Here is a 19,190-nt window from a genome sequence, read left to right on the forward strand (position 1 = left end):
GCAAATCAAACCTTTCCTCTATATAGGAAAGGTTTTTCTTTATACTTGTGTGGGAGAATAAATGAATGTCGCAGTTTGTGGCAAATTAAGGATGAGTTCCGTACAATATATACGATTACTGTAGGGAGGTTTACCACATGACAAAACAACGTCATCTGTTCACATCTGAGTCTGTAACTGAAGGACATCCAGATAAAATTTGTGACCAAATTTCTGATTCAATTTTAGACGCGATCTTAGCAAAAGACGCAAATGCACGTGTAGCTTGTGAAACAACAGTAACAACTGGTTTAGTATTGGTAGCGGGGGAAATTACGACTTCTACTTATGTAGATATTCCAAAAATCGTTCGTGAAACAATTCAAGGTATCGGTTACACTCGTGCAAAATATGGATTCGATGCAGAAACTTGTGCAGTTTTAACATCTATCGATGAGCAATCTGCTGACATCGCTATGGGTGTTGACCAAGCATTAGAAGCACGTGAAGGTCAAATGACTGACGCTGAGATTGAGGCAATTGGTGCAGGGGACCAAGGTTTAATGTTTGGTTTCGCATGTAATGAAACAAAAGAATTAATGCCACTTCCAATCTCACTTGCTCACAAATTAGCTCGCCGTTTAACGGAAGTTCGTAAAGATGAAACATTAGAATATTTACGTCCAGACGGTAAAACGCAAGTTACAGTTGAGTATGATGAAAATGGTAAACCAGTACGCATCGATACAATTGTAATTTCTACACAGCATCATCCAGAAGCTACATGGGAACAAATCGATCGCGACTTAAAAGAGCACGTAATCAAAGCTGTAGTACCAGCAGAATTAATGGATGAGGAAACGAAATTCTTCATTAACCCAACAGGCCGCTTCGTAATCGGTGGACCACAAGGGGATGCTGGTTTAACAGGACGTAAAATTATCGTTGATACTTACGGCGGATACGCTCGTCACGGCGGCGGTGCATTCTCTGGTAAAGATGCAACAAAAGTTGACCGTTCTGCAGCATACGCAGCTCGTTATGTTGCGAAAAACATCGTAGCAGCTGGTCTTGCTGAAAAAACAGAAGTACAACTTGCATACGCAATCGGCGTGGCACAACCAGTATCAATTTCAGTTGATACATTCGGCACTGGTAAAGTATCTGAAGAAGTACTAGTAGAACTAGTTCGTAACAACTTCGATCTTCGCCCAGCTGGTATCATCAAAATGTTAGACTTACGTCGCCCGATTTACAAACAAACAGCAGCTTACGGCCACTTCGGACGTACTGATGTAGACCTTTCATGGGAACGTACAGACAAAGCAGCAACTTTAAAAGAGCAAGCTGGTCTATAATATAAGAAGAAAAAAGCTTTGCGCGAAGGCGCAAAGCTTTTTTTTAGGCATGTTAACACATATTTGGGTAAAGTTAATCTTGAACTTTATTCAAATATATATTGGCTAATTTGATTGCACATAATTATGAAATCAAATTTAGGAAGCTAACTACTGTGAATAATTAGATGGGTGTTAATGGTTTAAAATATCCCCAAAAATATTCATCACGTGTTACATGGATAAAATAATATGAGATTATTGGAGATAATATATTGCCTATTATAAGAGTGGTTGTAGTATTCAAGCATTTACAACAAAAAGCAAGTAGTGAAGTTACAAGCAACATAATTTAATAACACTGTTAAGGCTTCTTTCCCGTATCCTTGTCCCCAGCAATTCTTTTTACCGATATCAATAATACATTCCGCATTTCGATTGTGTGGATCGATGTTAATTAAAGAAGTGAGGCCAATGGGAAGATGACTATCTTTTTGTTCAATGATATAACTTTTAGAAGTGGGAGAGTGGATGATTTGTTTGCAAAACGCTTCTGTTTCTTGAACGGAATGGACATCAAGACTAAGGATAGTGGTATTCATAACTTCTATATCGTTTCGCCAAAGGTGATAGATGGGAATATCGTCTTTTGAAAACTTTCGTAAGCGAATTCGATTTGATTCGAACAATTCGGTATATCTCCTATTTCACCTCATTATTTTGTTTCGTGAATACTCCAACACACGAACCACAATATACTTCTCCATCAAGCTCAATATATTTTTTCATATTTGTCATCCCGCTTGGAGGGAACGGCATATGAACCCATGCTTTTTCATATGTTTGAATCTCTTTTCCGCATGATCTGCAAATTGTAGGTTTTTTGCGAAATAATGGTCATCAGCCTTTCTTTTGACGCGCTTTTCCAGCACAAAATGCACTGCATAGTAAAAAGAGTGTCGCAAATCCCCAGCCGCCAATTGCTGAATATGGAACAGCATCCTTTAATGCCATCCCAGCACTGATGGAAGCGACAAATAGAAGGATAAATACCGTTGTGAGTTTTCGATAAAGTTCCATGAATGAACCTCCTAAGTATGAAAATTTATTTAGTATGTATCTGGTTATTTCGTGCGATTCCTAATCCATTGAAATAAAATAAAGCAAGAGGAACCACGGTTCTCGATAATAGCCAATAGAGTCGTCTAGCATGAATACGTATCATTTTAGAAAATTGATATCTAATCTATAGGTAATGAATTGGAAGGGAATTAGGATTATAAGAAAAGGAATTCATGGGACAGGTTGTTTAGGATTATAAAATAGAGGTATAGATAAACTCCCTTTTTATGGTTATATATACTTATATTGTATCATGATGTTTCGGTCATGTAATAGATAATTGTGGATATGTGATGTATTTCATATGTAATAAAATTTCTATACGATATGATAAAATTATGAGTAGTTCATAAGAAGGGGCGAATAAAAATGAGCGTAATAGAACATAAAAAACAAGCACCCACAGAGGTTCGTTGTAAAATTATTACGATCTCTGATACACGTACAGAAGAGACGGATAAGAGTGGTAAATTGTTAAAAGAATTATTATTAGAAGCGGGCCATATAGTAACCGCTTATGAAATTGTAAAAGATAATAAAGAAAGTATTAGGCAAGCTGTATTAAGTGGATATCATCAAGAAGATGTTGATGTTGTCTTAACAAATGGAGGGACTGGTATTACAAAGCGTGATGTTACGATTGAGGCAGTTTCGGCATTATTAGATAAAGAAATTGTTGGATTTGGTGAATTGTTTCGGATGATTAGTTATTTAGAAGATATCGGCAGCGCTGCAATGCTAAGTAGAGCAATTGGCGGAACAATTGGAAGGAAAGTTGTCTTTTCGATGCCAGGTTCTAGCGGGGCAGTTCGCCTTGCGATGAATAAATTAATTTTACCAGAGTTAGGACACATTACATTTGAGCTGCATCGTCAATGAAAAAGCTCGCTGGGATTGTATTAGCTGGTGGTATGTCGAGACGATTTGGTGAGCCGAAAGCATTGGCAAGCTGGCAAGGACATACTTTTATCGAACAGATTGTTCAAATGATGCGGGATACTATACAAGATGTAGTTGTGATTAGTCATCCTGATATAAAAGAAAGAATTGTTACCTTAGTAGACGTTCCTGTTATAGAAGATATTTCTCTCTATAAAGGAGATGGACCGCTTGCTGGAATTGTATCGGGGATGGAGCATATAGAGACGGAGTGGTATATCGTTTCGCCTTGTGATGCACCGAACCTTTCAAATGAGTGGATTACAGCATTAGTAGGACAAATAAGTGGTGAATATGAGGCAATTGTTCCGGTTATTGATGGAAGAAAGCAGCCGTTATTAGCAGCGTATCATTATCGTGTAAAAGAAAAAATATACGCATTACTAAATGAAGAAAAACGAAGTATGGAACAACTTTTATCACAGTGCAACGTAAAATATGTGATGGAAGAGGAATGGAATGTAGCGAGAGAATTATTTGTGAATGTAAATACAAAAGAGGAATATACGCGGTTACTGAATGAGAAAAAGAGCAAAAAGGTATGACGTTATAGAGTCATACCTTTTTGCTCTTTATGAATACGATGGATGAGTTCATTGCTATATGTTTTGAGGTCAATTTTTTTATTACGCAAGTAGTTCGGTATTGTTTTGGTGAAGCACCTCTTCATATTGCATGTATAAACCATGAAAAATTTCATCCCAGCTTTGTGTAGTGGCGTAGAATCTAGCGGCTATGCCCATTTGTTTACGCATTTCTTCGTTATTTAACAACTGATAAATAGATGATAAAAATGAGTTCGAGTTTTTGGGTTCGCAAAGAAAACCTGTTTTTCCATCTGTAATAATATTTTTTACTCCGCCAGAATTCGCACTAACGACTGGTGTACCACATGCGAGCGATTCAAGAACGACATTGCCAAACGTTTCTGTGGCCGATGGAAATACCATGAGATCGGAGCATGCATAAGCTTCTGCTAAATTTTCTTCTTGTAAATATCCTGTAAACGTAACGTTTGCTGGTAAAGTTTTACGTAATTCTTCAGCAAGGGGACCATCTCCTGCAATGAGCCAATGAATATTATCTTTTCGTTCTTTTATTGGTGTGTGAATCAGTGTACGCAATGTTTCGATATCTTTTTCAGGGGCAATGCGTCCGACATAGGAAAGAATGTATGGAGCAGTAATATTATATTTTTTTCGGAATAGGTCTTTATTGTAAGCCTGATGGAAGAGTGAACAATCTACGCCGCGCCATTTACTTGCGGTGTAAATGTATCAGTAAATATGGCGACTCTCATCCAATCTCTCCTTTACATGAAAAATGGAATGAATTGATAAAAAGAGATGATGCCAGAACATGTGCCAAGGCACATACCTACAAATACATCTGATGGATAATGAAGCCCGAGATAGATGCGGGAAATTCCTACAATAATTGCTAATAGAAGTAAAACGACTAATAAGTTTGGATCATAACAAATAAATGGAACAACTACCGAAAAAATAGCTGTTGTATGACCTGACGGAAAAGAATGATCTTTTAATGGATGCGATGGATATTTTGCATCTTGAATTGTTAAATAAGGCCGTTTGCGTGGATACCACCTTTTTAATATTTGCACAGGAATATGACTAATTGTTAATGAAAGAGCTGCTGCAATTGCTGCATCGTGTAGAGGACCCTGTGAAAATATAAGAAAGCATAACGTAAGCGAGATGGAAAAGATTGCACCACCGATATGTGTAATGGTACGGAAAAAGATATTTAATGTTTTTTGATCAAAGTAACGGTTAATTCCTTTAAAAATGTAACATTCTATTTTATATAAGGAGCTGACGGATTTAGCTTTCATGAAATCTCTCCCCCGCATTTACATATATATTGAGATTATATCTTCTATTTTAATAAGGTTTTATTGAGGGAATAATAAGATTTTGTAAAGAAAACGTTAGAGTTTTAACGAAAAAAGCTGCCATCATGGTGGCAGCAAGTAGAGACTATTTTTGCAGTGACTTATAGTACTGTCCTTTTTCAACATATTGTTTGCGAATGCGTTCCATATCTTTGCGATCTTCATCTGTTAATTCGCGAATGACTTTTGCCGGACGACCGAAGGCCAGTGTATTAGGTGGAATTTTCTTTCCTTGTGAAACTAAACTACCAGCACCGATGAATGCACCTTCACCAATTTCAGCACCGTCTAAAATAATAGATCCCATCCCGATTAAAGAGTCTTTTTTTAAGGTACAGCTATGTAAAATAACTTGATGTCCAACTGTTACATCATCTTCTAAAAGAAGAGGGTACTGTGGACTTTGATGAAGTGTACATTGATCTTGTACATTTACGCGGTCTCCAATTATTACTTTAGACACATCACCACGAATGACTGTATTAAACCAAATGCTTGATTCTTCACCAATTGTGACGTCGCCTGTAATCGTAACATAGTCAGCGATAAAAGCACTACTCGCAATTTTCGGATTTTTATCTTTATAAGGATATATCATGTAAAGCCTTCCTTTCCTAGAAACTAGTTTTAGTGTATCAAATTAAGGGAAAGAGTGAAATGGAGGAGTTTCGTATGTGGAATTATGAAGCGGAAGCAGCCAAAGCGGTAATCGTGATTGTGCACGGTGCGATGGAATATCACGGACGTTATGAGGCGCTAGCAGAAATGTGGAATCATTTCGGGTATCATGTTGTCATGGGAGACCTTCCAGCTCATGGAACAACTTCAAGAAATAGAGGACATATTGACTCATTTGATGAATACATAGAAGAAATAAAATTATGGGTGAAAGAAGCAAGAAAGTATCGGCTACCTATTTTTTTATTTGGACATAGTATGGGCGGTCTTATTGTCATTCGAATGATGGAAGAAACGAAGAGAGACGATATAGATGGAATTATATTAAGCTCGCCATGCTTAGGTGTATTAGCTGTACCTGCTGCTCCGCTTCGAGCTGTCTCAAAGGTGTTAAATATTCTCACGCCAAAACTTCAATTTCCCACCAAACTTACAGTAAACATGTCAACGAGAAATAAAGAAGTTCGCGATGCGATGGAAAATGATTCATTGTTCTTGCGCAAGGTATCGGTTCGTTGGTATAGTGAATTGATAAAATCTATTGAGATTGCTCATGACAAAATAGATGAGTTTCCAGACGTTCCGCTCTTGCTAATGCAGGCATGTGAGGATAAACTTGTAGATAAAACACGTGTCCGTAAATGGTTTGATAACTTAAAGATTAGTGATAAGGCATATAAAGAATGGCCAAATTGTTACCATGAGCTATTAAATGAGTATGAGCGAGATGAGATTTTGAACTATATCAAGTCATTTACTGAAATACATGTAAATAACATAATAGAAACAAATAAATAATTATTTGTACATTTAATAGAGGAGATGAAGGAAGAAGTGAACGTACCGAGTAATCCCATAACGCTCATGGCGAAAGTATACCGTGATGTGTTTCCGGTTGTACACCATGAGCTAGCGATGTGGAAAGAGCGTGCCTACCATATTCCAAATGACGAACTTCATAGTCAAGCGATTGCAAGTATTGAGCATAAAACATTTCATTGTGAAGGCGGTGGTATTTTAGCGCTGCTCGCAAATGAACAACGCGAGGAATGTATTCGTTTTATTGTGGCGTATCAGACGATTAGTGATTACTTAGATAATTTATGTGATCGTAGTACATCGCTTGATCCGAATGATTTTGCTGCACTGCATGAATCAATGCTGACTGCATTAACACCAGAGAGTGAAGGAAGCAATTACTATCGTTATCGAGATGATCAAGATGATGGTGGTTATTTAGATGAGCTTGTTGCAACATGCCAAGATGTTTTAAAGAAAACGAAGCACTATGATAAAATCGCTCCGATTCTTCACGAACTTGCTTGTTATTATTGTGATTTACAAATTCATAAGCATGTGAAACTAGAAGAAAGAGAACCGCGCTTACAAACATGGTTTGAGGCTCATAAGGAAAATGTACCCCCAATGAGCTGGTTTGAATTTTCGGCATGTGCAGGATCAACACTTGGAATCTTTTGTCTCGTGGCGTATGCGTTTCATGATGAATTACTTGATGAAGATATTGCAAAGATTAAGCAAGGTTATTTCCCGTACGTACAAGGGCTTCATATTTTGCTTGATTACTTTATTGATCAAGAAGAAGACCGACTTGGCGGGGACTTAAATTTCTGTAGTTATTATGAAAATGAACAAGTCGTATTAGAGCGAATGAAGCATTTTGTGGAAGAAGCAGAAAGAAATATTGGTGACTTACCACATGCGAAGTTTCATCGCCTTATTAGCCGCGGTCTCCTTGGGATTTATTTATCTGATCAAAAGGTATCAGAGCAAAAAAATATGCAGCAAATGGCACGGCGCATCGTGAAATATGGTGGATTCACTTCACGATTCTTCTATTGGAACGGGAAGATGTACCGAAAGAAAAGGGCGCAGTGATAGAAATAGAAAAAGATGTGCATTTGGTGCATGTCTTTTTCTATGTTGATTTTTGGCGAACGGTCGATATTCTATGTCGAATCGTCGATATGTTATTGTAGCTATTTTTTTTTGACTTTATATTTTAATCTTCGGATAATTAAAGTATAACAGTTTAAAAAGGCGGGGATTAAAGTGGAGAATATATTAAATCAAGCCAAAGAGATGCTACATGATGATGAAAACATTGTATTGTATATTCAATGTTCTTTGGAAATTTTTATATATCGGAGCGTTCCACGACCAGGCATACTCGTTTTGACTAATAAAAGACTCTTTTTCTGTGGACCCGATATTGCTGGAAATACATTATTTGAAGAATTTTTATTTGACAAAATATCCGCTATAAAGGTGAAAAAAGGTTTGTTTGGAATTAAAATTTCAATTCAACATGGTACGGAATGGATAAAAGTAAAATATATTCAAAATGCAGACCCTGGTGTATTTGTTCGAAAGTTAGAAGAGATAATGGTGGTTTGAAGGGGGAATCACAATGAAACAGTTCTTAAAAAAACTATATGAACATATAGAAATTATCTTGTTAGTATGTCTTTCGGTTTCATTCTTGCTTGGAGTGTATACGATGATAAACAGAACTGGTGATCCAACTACGATGGATTATGTAGCGCAGGCTATTATAGGGACTATTATTATTGGTGATGTTCTTTTTTTAATTCGTGAGAGAAAGAAAAAAATTGAGTCAGAAATAAAAAGCATTTGTACAAGATGAATTGTACAAATGCTTTTTTCTATACTTTTTTTACCCATATTTTAGAGAATAGATATAGTAAAAACTCAATTACAAAAATGATAAGAACAGATAAACCGAATAAAGGCATGACAATTCCTAATAAAATCATAATAAGTATAAAGGCAAATATGCTTTTTTTATCTTTTTGTTTTGATGGTGCTCCTACCTTACCTTGTGGCTTTCTTGCTAGCCACATTTTAACACCGAAATAAATGAGGAATAGTAAGGACAAGGTTGTAAGTAAGCATAGTATTTTGTTTGGCCATCCAAATAAATGTCCTTCATGAAGGGGGATACCATAAGAAAACCACTGTGCAAATAAGCCATAATCACGATAGTCAATTTTTGAAATGAGAGTGCCGCTATATTGATCAAAATAAGCAGTAATTTCTTCATTTGGTGATACGTGCATTCCTGTAATACCAGAACCGCTAGATTTTGAAATAGTGAATACTCCTTTTGGCTCATTTGGTAATGAAATGACATATGGTTTTTCAATTTGAATCGATTTCTCTAACTCATCAATTGAAAGAGCTGTCTGTTCGTTTGAATCTGATTGTGGCGGTGTTTCTTGTCTAGTCGCCCACGGTAACTCTTTAAACTTAGACTCTGGAGGAGCCATATATAATTTCGGATATCCTAGTGATTCATTGGAAGTTGCTATGTTATAAATTTGTTTTCCCATAAAAGCAGACCAAGGTAATCCTGTTAATACTAGGAGAATGAGTGGAATTGTGAATACAATACCAATTATGCTATGAAGTCGTTTGGACCTCTCTCTAGCGTTTGATACCAGGGGTTTCTTGAAGCGTTTTATACTCATATATAAACCAGTAACAATTAAAAAAATCGTCCAGCAAGCGGCTAGTTCGACTAAGTAGTTTACAACGGTACCGCCTACTAGAAGAGAGCTATGTAGTTCTCGCATAATATTTGCAAACGTTGCATCAGCATTTTGATCCCCAATAATTTGGTTATGTTTATCTAAGTAAACATACTTCTGATCACCCGTATATTCATTTGCCATTGTGAGTCTTGTATTATGATCATCTTTGAAATAGCTAATTTTCGTCACGTTATAGTGAGGATATTTCTTTTCTGTTGTTGAAATGGATTCAGACATAGAAAGAGATTCTGTTTGCCTACTATTTCCAAAATATAAATCTTTATAGATGAAATTCTCAACTTCCTCTCGAAACAAATAACCAATGCCACTGAGTGATAAAGTAATGAGTAGCGGTGCTATGAAGAGACCGGCGTAAAAATGCCATCTCCAGAAAATATAATGAAGCGATCGATTTTTTTTCATATTTTAAATCCCCCGTCCAACCTTTTATAAAATGAATGCTCATTTAATATATCGGGATAAAGTGTGATTATTTTGAAAGAATTGTGAAAAATGTTAAAAGTTTTAGGGGGCATATAAAAAAGACGTGCAGCATGCGCACGTCTTTTTAGCGATTTCTGTCGAGGGGTTGATATATTTATAGGTACGAAGAACAATGTTGGATACATAGTTTTGTCGAGCGAATCAGTTCTTCATTTCCTTTTTCTAATCGAATTTGCAGTGCTTTTTGAAAGTAAGGGAAAGCTGCTTTTAGATCCCCTTCATCTAATTTGCTTTTTCCGTAATGTTGATAGAGAAAATCCTCGTAATGCGCTAAATCATTTTGCTGTAACATGTGAAAGAGTTCAGTGAAAATCTCATTTGCTTTTTCAAAATCTTTTTCCCAGTGATATACATGTGCAAGGGGGAGTTTGTTAATAAAAATTCCTTGTATATGTTGTAAGGTTTCATATTGCTCTATAGCTTGTTGTAAGTAGTATTTACTTTCGGCAAGGTCTCCTACTATTCGTTCGTAAACGCCGATTAAACCGCATTGCTTTGCATATGATAAATCTGAATCAGGCAAGTTTATTTTTAAAAATGTGATTCCTTGCTTCATTTGCGTAAGGGATACTGGTTTTTCACGAAGGTTTTCATCGAATGTATAGTCCATTTCGAAAGGGCTGTTTTCTATTTTCATGGAATCCTCCTAACTTTTTTGAGAGGATAAATATTTATTTACAACAGCTTGCGCAAGACAAGTAGATGAATCAACCAAGTAAAAGTTATATGGCACTGTTTTCGATACGACATTTAAATCTGTGCACGCCACGATAACAGCATCTACTGCTTCAGATAATTCTATACAAAGTGTATACCATAATTCGTTTGCTTTATTTAGGTTCCCTGTTTTTATGTTAGAGATAATTTGAGTGATAGCGGTTTGCCAGCTATTTTTATGTATATAGTCCATACCACGTTTTGCAATCCCATCTTGATATATACCGGATTGAACAGTCGCATCGGTTGCTAAGAGAGCTACTTTCCTTACGTGATCGGGTATTTCTTTTATCGTCTCATCCACCATATTTAAAATGGGAACTGAAATTGAATTTTGTAGTTCATAAAAATATAAGTGCGCTGTATTACAAGGCATGGCAATAAAATCGACACCTGTGTTTTCAAGTTTTTGTGCGCCATTTATAATAGCATTTTCCATAGCTTTATGATCAATAGGTTTATCCATATAAAAAGGTGTTGGACAGGAATAAATCATCATATGTGGAAAGTCCATATCATGTTTCGCACCGTATATTTTTTGGCATTGCTCGACTACTGTATCAACGAATGGGCCTGTTGACTTTGGTCCCATTCCTGCTAATATTCCGATCATTGTTAGTTCTCCTTATGTTGGTAAATTTTAATATATGAATTTAAAACTTCTCGATTTTCATCGTATATTCCTTCTTTAAAATCGTTTTTTTTGAACGAGAAAAAGGAATAGAGTAATTAATAAGAGCGAGTATATAAGTGCCCATGCAGTAAGCCAAAGCACGTGAACAAGCAAATGATGTTCATATTGTCCAAGCATCAGAAAACTATTGATAGGCGGAAAAACCCATAATAGTTCCGGCATTTCTTTTTTGAGACGAATGGAAGCAATTGTGATAAGTAGTACAAAAGAAAGACTAAGCCAAGCTGTACTTGCTTTTTTAATGATATTTCGTGTAAATAATGTTGCGATTGAAATAACGAGTATGGATAAAGAAAAATGTGCAAGGAGACCAGTGATAAATGAATGTCTTTTAGTATCAGTTGTTTGCCATAGGCCTTTTGTATTTCCTTTAGTTCTAATAACAAAATGATTGCCTCCTTCTTTATAGATTTCGCACATCCATTATATGGCATATTTTATTCTCGGAACAATAAAAAACGTGCAGCACATGCACGTTTTTTATAACGATTCTTGTTGAATCGCCGATATATTTAGCGTTTCTCAATCGCCACAATAAATGGCGGGTTATTTTGTTGGTTGATGAAGCCGTAACGAAGTACGTGAGCTTGTTTTTGATCTAGCTCTTCGGCGAATTGCAGGACAGCATCGCGCTCTACTTGTCCTTCTGGATGTCCATGATAAATGACAAGAACGATAATTCCTTCTGGTGCCATGACTTCTAATAATTGTTCGATGGCAGCTATCGTTGAGTTTGGTTTGGTAACGATATGCTTGTCACCGCCAGGAAGGTAACCTAAGTTGAAAATGGCTCCGGTTACTTTGCCTTTTGCTTCTTCTGGTAATACAGATAACAAAGTATCGTGGCTATCATGAACGAGAACAGTTCGTTCTTCAAGTCCTCTTTCTTTTAGGTGAGTAGCCGAACTTTCAATTGCTTCACGCTGAATATCAAATCCAAATACTTTCCCGTGTTCTCCAACAATCTCCGCTAAAAAACAAGTATCGTGACCGTTGCCAAGTGTTGCGTCTACGGCATAATCACCTTCTTTGACAGCTGTTTGCAAAAGCGTGCGTGCAAACGGTAATACACGTTCTAATTTCATACGGGTTTCACCTCGTTTGCATATTTTCCTTGCCAACTTCCGCGGCGTACAAATTCCGCATCGATGGAATTTAATACTTCCCATTTATTCAAGCTCCACATTGGACCAATCATTAAGTCAGGCGGACCGTCACCTGTGATGCGGTGCACAATGACATCTGCTGGAATGATTTCAAGTTGGTCGACAACGAGACTTACGTAATCCTCAAGAGAAAGGAATTCAAGTTGTCCTTTTTCATACTGCTTCACCATTGGCGTTCCTTTTAATAAATGAAGCAAATGAATTTTAATCCCTTGCACATCAAGTGTTGCGACTTCACGAGCCGTTTCCATCATCATGTCATAATCTTCAAGAGGAAGACCGTTAATAATATGTGAACATACTTTAATACCGTGCTTACGAAGCTTGTTTACACCTTCGACATATGATGGATAGTCATGGGCACGGTTGATGAGGTTCGCTGTACGTTCATGGACAGTTTGTAACCCAAGTTCTACCCAAAGATATGTCCGTTTATTTAAATCAGCTAAATATTCAACAACATCGTCAGGTAAGCAGTCAGGACGAGTTGCGATGGAAAGACCAACAACGTCTTTTTCAGCTAAAAGTGGTTCGAATTTTTCTTTTAATACTTCAACAGGAGCGTGGGTATTCGTGTACGCTTGGAAATAAGCAATACACTTTCCATCTTTCCATTTCGAGTGCATTTTTTCTTTCATTTCATGATATTGCGTTATAACATCATCGCGGCGGTCACCAGCAAAGTCACCAGAACCAGCAGCGCTACAAAATGTACATCCGCCGTATGCGACTGTGCCATCGCGGTTGGGGCAATCAAATCCAGCATCTAATGAAACTTTAAAGATTTTTTCGCCGAACTCTTTTCGTAAGTGATAATTCCACGTATGGTAACGTTTATTGTCATTTGTATATGGAAAAGGGTTTTGAACCTTCATTACATATCCCTCCTAAAGCCTAAAATGAAACAAAATCCATTATAACATACTCATAAGGTCGATATGGAAGGGACACACTAAAGGAGAACTAAAGGCAAGGAGGCTACATCATGGCAGAGCGTCAATCACTTGAAGAATACATTACGCAAGCAGAGCAAGCAATAGAGTATGCAAAAGAGCAATTAGATATCGGAAGTAGACAAGAGCATTACAATACAATGGAGTATTCTGATGCGCAATTACAATTAGAGCAAGCCTATAATGATTTACAAATCATGCAGCAACATGCGAATGATGAACAGCGTGAGCAGCTAAACCGTGCTCGTATGGCAGTTCGTCAATTGCAGCATCAAATGATTATTACACCGCACTAATAAGGAGTGATAGGCATGGCAAAGCGTTCAGATCAAAACAACCCAGAGCAAAAAACACAAAATGGGCATAACGCAGAGTTTTCAAATGAACTCGATCCAGTGGTACAAGCAAAACAACGTAATCGTAAAAAAGGACAACCACAAAAATCGAAGCAATCAGAGTAAACCAGGTCGCAGTATGACCTGGTTTTATTTTGTCATCTTACAAAAATGTAAGGTAAATGTAATGTAAAACAATGGCAGATAACCCTGGAAAGGCGCAAAATGGGAAAAGAGAAAACAAACGTAGGAGGATATGTATGAACAGACCAGTTGTAGACGTCCAAAACGTCCAAAAAGTATACGGTAAAAAAGGTGAGAGCCAATCACACGCCTTAAAAGGTGTATCATTCTCTATTCAAGAGGGTGAATTTGTTGGAATCATGGGACCATCTGGTTCAGGGAAAACAACGTTATTAAATGTAATTTCAACACTGGATAAAGCAACGGGCGGCGTTGTTGAAATTGCAGGTACGGATATTACAAAAATGAAGCAAGGAGAACTATCTGATTTCCGCTCACAAAAGTTAGGATTCATCTTCCAAGACTTTAACTTATTAGAAAACTTATCAATCTATGAAAATATTGCTCTGCCACTTTCTCTACAAGGTGTTCCATCACGTAAAATCGGAACAAAAGTAGAAAAGGTAGCTAAAATGTTAGGGATTTCAGAAATTCTTCAAAAGTACCCATCTGAAGTATCTGGTGGACAAAAACAGCGTTCAGCAGCAGCGCGCGCACTTGTACATGAACCAGCGATCATTTTAGGAGATGAACCAACAGGAGCGCTTGATTCTAAAAATGCAGCGAGTCTTTTAGATGCGATGACAAACTTAAATGAAGAACAAGGTGTTTCTATTATGATGGTTACACATGATCCATATAGCGCAAGTTACTGTCAGCGTATTTTATTCATTCAAGACGGCGAGTTATATAAAGAGATTCACCGCGGTGGTACGCGTGAAGCGTTCTATAAAGAAATTTTAGATGTGCTTGCAGACTTAGGCACACAAAAAGCATAAGAAAGGAGGTTCAGACATGTTATTTAAGCTTTCTATGTCAGGACTGAAAAGTAAGCTGAAAGATTACATTGTCTTACTTGTTGGTCTTGTAATGTCAATTTCGATCTTTTACATGTTCCAAACGTTAGCATTGAATAAAGCATTTATTGAAGCGAATTCTGTAATCAGTAGTATTCAATTCGTCTTCCATGCTGGTGCGGTACTATTAGCCATCATTACATTCTTCTATATTTTATATGCTAATTCTTTCTTGCTATCACTTCGTCAAAAAGAATTTGGTATGTATATGATGTTAGGAGCCAAAAAGCATAAGGTGACACTGCTTATGTTTATTGAAACAATTGTATTAGGAGCAGCATCTCTTGTAGTTGGTATTGCAGTCGGTGTAGGGCTCGCGCAAGGAATTGGTAAACTACTTATGCAGCAGCTTGAATTTACTGCAGGTGGCTATCATGCATTTTATGTTCCATCTATGCTTGTTACATGTATTTTCTTCTTAATACTATTTGTTTTATCGGCAATTATGAATAGTATCAAATTATCACGTATTACGGTTCTACAACTGGTTCATGCAGATTCTAAAACGGATCGTGTTTCTAAAGCAGGAGTAAAGACTGTTATAGCTGCATTCGTTGGAATTATTCTATTAGCAATCGGCTATGCTTCTATGGTTTACATGGGTAAGTTGGCGCAAATGGGGATTATTATTGCATTAATCACTGTAACGTCCGGAACTTACATGTTATTTGGAACATTCCTTCCGCTTATTATTAAAAAGCTAAAGAGTAATAAAAAGCGTACTGAAAAAGGACTTAATGCTTTTACATTTGCCCAGTTAAATTTCCGCATCAATAGCTTAACAAAAGTACTAGCTACAGTAGCGATGTTAGTGGCGCTTGGAGCAGGTGCGATTTCAGGCGGTATGGCGTTCAAAAATAACGTTATGCTTACTGTCGATGGTTTGGCAATTTATGATGTTACGATTCATAATCCAACAGCCGAAGAGAAGAAAATTTTAGATGGTATTACATTTAAAGAGAAAAGTGAGTATCGTTACAAAACAGACGATAAATATGTCTATTATTTAAAAGAAGATTTAGAGAAAAATCGTCCTTTAGTACAAGATTTAAAAGATTTTAAAGGAATGAAAGATATTGGTAAAGTGAAACGAGCTTCTGAAGAATTGCCAGTAGGTGCGATTTTGAGTTCCGGTCAAGAAAAATCTGATAATGTGATTCCAAAAGAGTGGGATCAGGCATTAAGCACGATTCATCCAATTTATGTATCCCCTAATCAAACAATTAAAATTGTAGACCAAAAAATGTATGATGGTTTGCAAGGTAAAGAGGGCGTTGCATTACTTGGAAAAGTAGATGATTTCTTAACATATAAAAAAGAGTGGAAAAAAATTGACGAGTTGCAGCTAGTTAAATATAAAAATGTAAAAGAAAATTCCTTGCAAAGTAAGAACCAATTTTATACTGGATTTTACGGCATCGCTAGTGGAACAGTATTTATGGGGTTCTTCCTAGGAATTGCTTTCTTAGCAATGATGGCAAGTTGTTTAATGTTTAAAATTCTATCGGGTGCATCAAGCGATATTACGCGTTATCAAATGCTTCGTAAAATCGGTGTTCGCCGTGAATTATTAACGAAGTCTATCTATAAAGAATTATTCTTAGTATTCTTATTCCCAGCGATTGTGGGTATCGCTCACGTATTAGTTGGTATGAATATTTTCGGATTTATCTTAATTGACCCGTACTTCCGTATTTGGCTTCCAATTGTTATTTTCATAGTCATTTACGCGATTTATTACTTCATTACAGTTCAATTGTATAAAGGAATTGTTCTTCCGAAAGAAGACTAAGATAGGAAAATACCGAGCAGAGGGTGCTCGGTATTTTTTTGATTAAAACGTTTCATAAATCTCATAACCTATCAAAGTAAATATGTAAAGTTACCTTATAAAAAAGTCGCCTTGAACGTTTCGGGCGATTTTTTTTATAAGTATACGGACCTAATTTCAAAAAATCTATTAATAAGAAAAAACATAAAGGTGAAGAAAGGAGAGATGAACAAGTATTGTTTAGTAAAACATAAATAAGGGATAAGAATTATGAAACAACGTATTACGAAACCTATTTTTAGAAGATAGGAGGAAACAATTTTGAATACACAAAATGAATCGTTATTTCGTCTAGTTGGTACCATGCTGAAATCAAAAGATGTTATAGTGTTTTCATTCTTATCTCTTGTGATTTTTGTTATTTCAACCAATTTTTATAATGTTAAATTCCCCAATCATAAATACCCTGAGTTTTTACGGATATTAAAATCTATTGCCCCAGTTGTGTAGTGCATAAATAACTTTAGTGAAAATAGGCAACATACACGATTCGTGTTGCGGAAGCGATTGGAGCTCTTCTTTTAGGATTAGTTTTTTCTGAAACAGAACATAGTGATCGAATTGAACATCTTGTTGTTCCTTTCCGGGATTTCTTTGGAGCCATCTTCTTTTTCAGTTTCGGTTTAAGTATTGACCCTTTTTCACTTGGTGGGGCTGTATGGTTAACACTAGGAGCGGTTCTATTAACAATCTGCGGAAACTTTGTAGCTGGAATGATTGCTGGACGTAAAGCAGGGTTATCCCATAAGGCTTCTGTGAATATTGGATTAACAATTGTATCAAGAGGAGAATTTTCTATCATTTTAGCAAACATTGGGATGGCAGGTGGCTTAATGGCTACAATTAAACCATTTTCAGCTTTATATGTTTTGATATTAGCATCTGTAGGACCTTTACTAGCGAAGGAATCCAATAGGATATATGCTGTATTAGATAAGATATTTAAATGGAGTTCTAAAAAACGGCCAAAATCAAAAATAGGATGAATCTCTTATGAAAAATTTTAATATAAAGATTATTCATAAAATAACTCTATTGATGTAATTACAAAATAGAATGCAAGTTATAACAGGAAATCATGTGGGACAGGATTTGTTTTTTTAGAGATCGATTCCAATATAGAAAGGAGCTGCCCCCAAAAGACCGCTAAAAGCGGTCTTTTGAGTGTTAGCCCCTTTTTTTATTAACGAGTGATATACATAATTGCAACAAAAAAATTAGTATAGCAACAAATCCGAGATTATCACCGATATCAAAGCTTTTCTTTTTCTTCTTTTAAACTACGGACCTCATCTTTTAATTCATTGATAGATTCTTTCAATTCGTTAATTTCTTGCGCAGAGCTAATACATTGGGATAAGTCGGAATTAAACCATGTAGTCGATCTCTTGCTTTTCCTAAATCATTGTTTGTAATGTCGTTTTTTTCGATTTATATATATCCATTTTAATTTTTTAACATATAAGTCGTTGCTATGCAGAATACAACATGACTTGCACTTGCTGCCTCCTTTTGCTTTAAACCTTGTATGTGGTGGGAAAAGGCCCTGGCCGTTTCTATGCGCGGCCAGATGCTCTCGTCTCCCTAAAAAGAAAGGAGGTTTTTATGTTGGTTTTTTAACTTATATATAGATTTATACTTCTTAACAAAATCTCTTAGAGAACAAGGAATTAAAATTGGTTTCAATACACGGTTATAATAAGGATGAACCATTACAAGAAAATATTTTTTATTTTTTTGTCACAAATAGCAAGTTTGTGGTTTCTTTATAGTGAGAGTGGCTAATAAGGAGGAAGAAATTAGTGGAGGTGAAAGCTTCATTGTTAAATATATATGAACAAGATTCAGTTTCTAATATACAGTTTCAAGATGTATTTAAACAATATTATGCTCACGTTGTGAGACAAATTATGCGAATTGTGCGAGATCAAGCAATTGCTGAAGATTTAGCGCAGGAAGTATTTTTGCAATTATATCATACAGAATGGAAACAGATTGAAAGTGTATCGGCATGGCTAGCAAAAGCATCCATTTATGCAGCATATAACTATTTGCGATCTGAAAAAAGGCATCAAGCAAGAATTGAAAAAGAAGCAAATTATAAACAATCAATTAGCAGTCCGTCATCGGAAGAAAAATGTATTCAAAAAGAAGAAATTACTCGTGTACAAAGTACATTAAAAGAAATGGATGAGCGTGAACGTACCCTCTTATTAATGAAGTTTTCGGGATTTCAATATAAAGAAATCGCGGAGGCTACTCATATGGAAGTTTCCTCGGTTGGAACATTGCTAGCACGAGCGAAAGCGAAATTTCGGAAGATGTATAGAGGGATGAAGGAGGAGTGA

Annotated in this window: 21 protein-coding genes and 5 pseudogenes; 14 read left to right on the forward strand and 12 right to left on the reverse strand. The window is 36.3% G+C overall.

The features are described from left to right. Positions 1 to 137 precede the first annotated feature (137 nt). The gene (gene metK, locus AC1DIT_RS06360) at positions 138 to 1,337 is read left to right on the forward strand and encodes a methionine adenosyltransferase (protein ID WP_016116755.1); all 1,200 of its coding nucleotides are present in this window, start codon (positions 138 to 140) and stop codon (positions 1,335 to 1,337) included. A gap of 326 nt (positions 1,338 to 1,663) precedes the next feature. On the opposite strand, the pseudogene AC1DIT_RS06365 reads toward metK, so the two are convergent. Continuing rightward, positions 1,664 to 2,005, reverse strand: a pseudogene (locus AC1DIT_RS06365) (GNAT family N-acetyltransferase); the annotation flags it as partial. Positions 2,006 to 2,216: 211 nt separating this feature from the next. Further along, positions 2,217 to 2,396, reverse strand: a complete 180-nt coding sequence (locus AC1DIT_RS06370) for a hypothetical protein (RefSeq protein ID WP_016116753.1) — start codon at positions 2,394 to 2,396, stop codon at positions 2,217 to 2,219. Positions 2,397 to 2,807: 411 nt separating this feature from the next. Here AC1DIT_RS06370 and AC1DIT_RS06375 point away from each other — a divergent pair, with 411 nt between their 5' ends. Then, complete coding sequence (locus tag AC1DIT_RS06375) at positions 2,808 to 3,317, forward strand: MogA/MoaB family molybdenum cofactor biosynthesis protein (RefSeq protein ID WP_016116752.1); 510 nt, start codon at positions 2,808 to 2,810, stop codon at positions 3,315 to 3,317. Continuing rightward, the gene (locus AC1DIT_RS06380; RefSeq protein WP_016116751.1) at positions 3,314 to 3,922 is read left to right on the forward strand and encodes a molybdenum cofactor guanylyltransferase; all 609 of its coding nucleotides are present in this window, start codon (positions 3,314 to 3,316) and stop codon (positions 3,920 to 3,922) included. Before AC1DIT_RS06375 ends, AC1DIT_RS06380 begins: the two co-directional genes overlap by 4 nt. Before the next feature lie 81 nt (positions 3,923 to 4,003). Here AC1DIT_RS06380 and AC1DIT_RS06385 read toward each other — a convergent pair. The 3 genes and pseudogenes from AC1DIT_RS06385 to AC1DIT_RS06395 all read right to left on the reverse strand — a co-directional run. After that, positions 4,004 to 4,630 (reverse strand): annotated as a pseudogene (locus tag AC1DIT_RS06385) (glycosyltransferase); the annotation flags it as partial. Between the two features lie 59 nt (positions 4,631 to 4,689). Beyond that, complete coding sequence (locus AC1DIT_RS06390; RefSeq protein WP_016116749.1) at positions 4,690 to 5,232, reverse strand: phosphatase PAP2 family protein; 543 nt, start codon at positions 5,230 to 5,232, stop codon at positions 4,690 to 4,692. Between the two features lie 145 nt (positions 5,233 to 5,377). Next, positions 5,378 to 5,890, reverse strand: a complete 513-nt coding sequence (locus AC1DIT_RS06395) for a gamma carbonic anhydrase (RefSeq protein ID WP_016116748.1) — start codon at positions 5,888 to 5,890, stop codon at positions 5,378 to 5,380. 74 nt (positions 5,891 to 5,964) lie between these two features. On the opposite strand from AC1DIT_RS06395, the gene AC1DIT_RS06400 reads away from it, so the two are divergent. From AC1DIT_RS06400 to AC1DIT_RS06415, 4 genes are all read left to right on the forward strand, one after another. Continuing rightward, positions 5,965 to 6,768 (forward strand): alpha/beta hydrolase, encoded by an 804-nt coding sequence (locus tag AC1DIT_RS06400; protein WP_016116747.1) that lies wholly within the window; start codon positions 5,965 to 5,967, stop codon positions 6,766 to 6,768. A 36-nt stretch (positions 6,769 to 6,804) separates the two neighbouring features. After that, positions 6,805 to 7,866 carry a tetraprenyl-beta-curcumene synthase family protein gene (locus AC1DIT_RS06405; protein WP_016116746.1) on the forward strand — a complete coding sequence of 354 codons (1,062 nt, stop codon included), beginning with the start codon at positions 6,805 to 6,807 and terminating at the stop codon, positions 7,864 to 7,866. A 204-nt stretch (positions 7,867 to 8,070) separates the two neighbouring features. Continuing rightward, positions 8,071 to 8,385, forward strand: a complete 315-nt coding sequence (locus AC1DIT_RS06410; RefSeq protein WP_033671570.1) for a PH domain-containing protein — start codon at positions 8,071 to 8,073, stop codon at positions 8,383 to 8,385. A gap of 13 nt (positions 8,386 to 8,398) precedes the next feature. Next, the gene (locus AC1DIT_RS06415) at positions 8,399 to 8,635 is read left to right on the forward strand and encodes a hypothetical protein (protein ID WP_016116744.1); all 237 of its coding nucleotides are present in this window, start codon (positions 8,399 to 8,401) and stop codon (positions 8,633 to 8,635) included. Positions 8,636 to 8,654: 19 nt separating this feature from the next. Here the strand turns inward: AC1DIT_RS06415 and AC1DIT_RS06420 are convergent, their stop codons facing one another. From AC1DIT_RS06420 to mnmL, 6 genes and pseudogenes are all read right to left on the reverse strand, one after another. Further along, positions 8,655 to 9,965 carry a PepSY-associated TM helix domain-containing protein gene (locus AC1DIT_RS06420; protein WP_016116743.1) on the reverse strand — a complete coding sequence of 437 codons (1,311 nt, stop codon included), beginning with the start codon at positions 9,963 to 9,965 and terminating at the stop codon, positions 8,655 to 8,657. A gap of 175 nt (positions 9,966 to 10,140) precedes the next feature. Beyond that, on the reverse strand, positions 10,141 to 10,683 hold the full coding sequence (locus AC1DIT_RS06425; protein WP_016133315.1) for a tetratricopeptide repeat protein: 543 nt from the start codon (positions 10,681 to 10,683) through the stop codon (positions 10,141 to 10,143). Positions 10,684 to 10,692: 9 nt separating this feature from the next. Next, positions 10,693 to 11,376, reverse strand: coding sequence for an aspartate/glutamate racemase family protein (locus AC1DIT_RS06430; RefSeq protein ID WP_016116741.1), 684 nt, complete (start codon positions 11,374 to 11,376; stop codon positions 10,693 to 10,695). A 75-nt stretch (positions 11,377 to 11,451) separates the two neighbouring features. Beyond that, positions 11,452 to 11,778: pseudogene (locus AC1DIT_RS06435) on the reverse strand (hypothetical protein); the annotation flags it as partial. Positions 11,779 to 11,969: 191 nt separating this feature from the next. Then, positions 11,970 to 12,542 (reverse strand): tRNA 5-(aminomethyl)-2-thiouridylate-methyltransferase MnmM, encoded by a 573-nt coding sequence (gene mnmM / locus AC1DIT_RS06440; RefSeq protein WP_016116739.1) that lies wholly within the window; start codon positions 12,540 to 12,542, stop codon positions 11,970 to 11,972. Then, entirely contained in the window at positions 12,539 to 13,498 is a 960-nt protein-coding gene (mnmL, locus tag AC1DIT_RS06445; RefSeq protein ID WP_016116738.1) for a tRNA modification radical SAM protein MnmL/YtqA, read from the reverse strand. The genes mnmM and mnmL overlap by 4 nt, the downstream gene beginning before the upstream one ends. A gap of 110 nt (positions 13,499 to 13,608) precedes the next feature. Between mnmL and AC1DIT_RS06450 the strand changes: the two genes are divergently transcribed. The 6 genes and pseudogenes from AC1DIT_RS06450 to AC1DIT_RS06475 all read left to right on the forward strand — a co-directional run. Further along, the gene (locus tag AC1DIT_RS06450; protein ID WP_003208776.1) at positions 13,609 to 13,872 is read left to right on the forward strand and encodes a YtzC family protein; all 264 of its coding nucleotides are present in this window, start codon (positions 13,609 to 13,611) and stop codon (positions 13,870 to 13,872) included. A 15-nt stretch (positions 13,873 to 13,887) separates the two neighbouring features. Continuing rightward, a complete protein-coding gene (locus AC1DIT_RS06455) occupies positions 13,888 to 14,037 on the forward strand; it encodes a hypothetical protein (RefSeq protein ID WP_003208774.1) in 150 nt (49 codons plus the stop codon). 134 nt (positions 14,038 to 14,171) lie between these two features. Further along, a complete protein-coding gene (locus AC1DIT_RS06460) occupies positions 14,172 to 14,933 on the forward strand; it encodes an ABC transporter ATP-binding protein (protein WP_016116737.1) in 762 nt (253 codons plus the stop codon). A 16-nt stretch (positions 14,934 to 14,949) separates the two neighbouring features. Next, entirely contained in the window at positions 14,950 to 16,803 is a 1,854-nt protein-coding gene (locus AC1DIT_RS06465) for an FtsX-like permease family protein (protein WP_016116736.1), read from the forward strand. A gap of 300 nt (positions 16,804 to 17,103) precedes the next feature. Further along, positions 17,104 to 17,292, forward strand: coding sequence for a hypothetical protein (locus AC1DIT_RS06470; RefSeq protein WP_016116735.1), 189 nt, complete (start codon positions 17,104 to 17,106; stop codon positions 17,290 to 17,292). 35 nt (positions 17,293 to 17,327) lie between these two features. Beyond that, a pseudogene (locus AC1DIT_RS06475) lies at positions 17,328 to 17,828 on the forward strand (cation:proton antiporter); the annotation flags it as partial. A 340-nt stretch (positions 17,829 to 18,168) separates the two neighbouring features. Here the strand turns inward: AC1DIT_RS06475 and AC1DIT_RS06480 are convergent. Next, positions 18,169 to 18,273 (reverse strand): annotated as a pseudogene (locus AC1DIT_RS06480) (DUF6584 family protein); the annotation flags it as partial. Positions 18,274 to 18,662: 389 nt separating this feature from the next. Here AC1DIT_RS06480 and AC1DIT_RS06485 point away from each other — a divergent pair. Next, positions 18,663 to 19,190, forward strand: a complete 528-nt coding sequence (locus tag AC1DIT_RS06485) for an RNA polymerase sigma factor SigX (protein WP_033671567.1) — start codon at positions 18,663 to 18,665, stop codon at positions 19,188 to 19,190.

This window comes from Bacillus sp. 05T22 (assembly GCF_056396765.1).

Excerpts from the sequence above, each read along its gene's own strand:
- metK (WP_016116755.1), top strand. The coding sequence starts at position 138 with ATGACAAAACAACGTCATCTGTTCACATCTGAGTCTGTAACTGAAGGA.
- AC1DIT_RS06370 (WP_016116753.1), bottom strand. The coding sequence starts at position 2,396 with ATGGAACTTTATCGAAAACTCACAACGGTATTTATCCTTCTATTTGTC.
- AC1DIT_RS06375 (WP_016116752.1), top strand. The coding sequence starts at position 2,808 with ATGAGCGTAATAGAACATAAAAAACAAGCACCCACAGAGGTTCGTTGT.
- AC1DIT_RS06380 (WP_016116751.1), top strand. The coding sequence starts at position 3,314 with ATGAAAAAGCTCGCTGGGATTGTATTAGCTGGTGGTATGTCGAGACGA.
- AC1DIT_RS06390 (WP_016116749.1), bottom strand. The coding sequence starts at position 5,232 with ATGAAAGCTAAATCCGTCAGCTCCTTATATAAAATAGAATGTTACATT.
- AC1DIT_RS06395 (WP_016116748.1), bottom strand. The coding sequence starts at position 5,890 with ATGATATATCCTTATAAAGATAAAAATCCGAAAATTGCGAGTAGTGCT.
- AC1DIT_RS06400 (WP_016116747.1), top strand. The coding sequence starts at position 5,965 with ATGTGGAATTATGAAGCGGAAGCAGCCAAAGCGGTAATCGTGATTGTG.
- AC1DIT_RS06410 (WP_033671570.1), top strand. The coding sequence starts at position 8,071 with ATGCTACATGATGATGAAAACATTGTATTGTATATTCAATGTTCTTTG.
- AC1DIT_RS06415 (WP_016116744.1), top strand. The coding sequence starts at position 8,399 with ATGAAACAGTTCTTAAAAAAACTATATGAACATATAGAAATTATCTTG.
- AC1DIT_RS06420 (WP_016116743.1), bottom strand. The coding sequence starts at position 9,965 with ATGAAAAAAAATCGATCGCTTCATTATATTTTCTGGAGATGGCATTTT.
- AC1DIT_RS06425 (WP_016133315.1), bottom strand. The coding sequence starts at position 10,683 with ATGAAAATAGAAAACAGCCCTTTCGAAATGGACTATACATTCGATGAA.
- AC1DIT_RS06430 (WP_016116741.1), bottom strand. The coding sequence starts at position 11,376 with ATGATCGGAATATTAGCAGGAATGGGACCAAAGTCAACAGGCCCATTC.
- mnmM (WP_016116739.1), bottom strand. The coding sequence starts at position 12,542 with ATGAAATTAGAACGTGTATTACCGTTTGCACGCACGCTTTTGCAAACA.
- mnmL (WP_016116738.1), bottom strand. The coding sequence starts at position 13,498 with ATGAAGGTTCAAAACCCTTTTCCATATACAAATGACAATAAACGTTAC.
- AC1DIT_RS06450 (WP_003208776.1), top strand. The coding sequence starts at position 13,609 with ATGGCAGAGCGTCAATCACTTGAAGAATACATTACGCAAGCAGAGCAA.
- AC1DIT_RS06455 (WP_003208774.1), top strand. The coding sequence starts at position 13,888 with ATGGCAAAGCGTTCAGATCAAAACAACCCAGAGCAAAAAACACAAAAT.
- AC1DIT_RS06460 (WP_016116737.1), top strand. The coding sequence starts at position 14,172 with ATGAACAGACCAGTTGTAGACGTCCAAAACGTCCAAAAAGTATACGGT.
- AC1DIT_RS06465 (WP_016116736.1), top strand. The coding sequence starts at position 14,950 with ATGTTATTTAAGCTTTCTATGTCAGGACTGAAAAGTAAGCTGAAAGAT.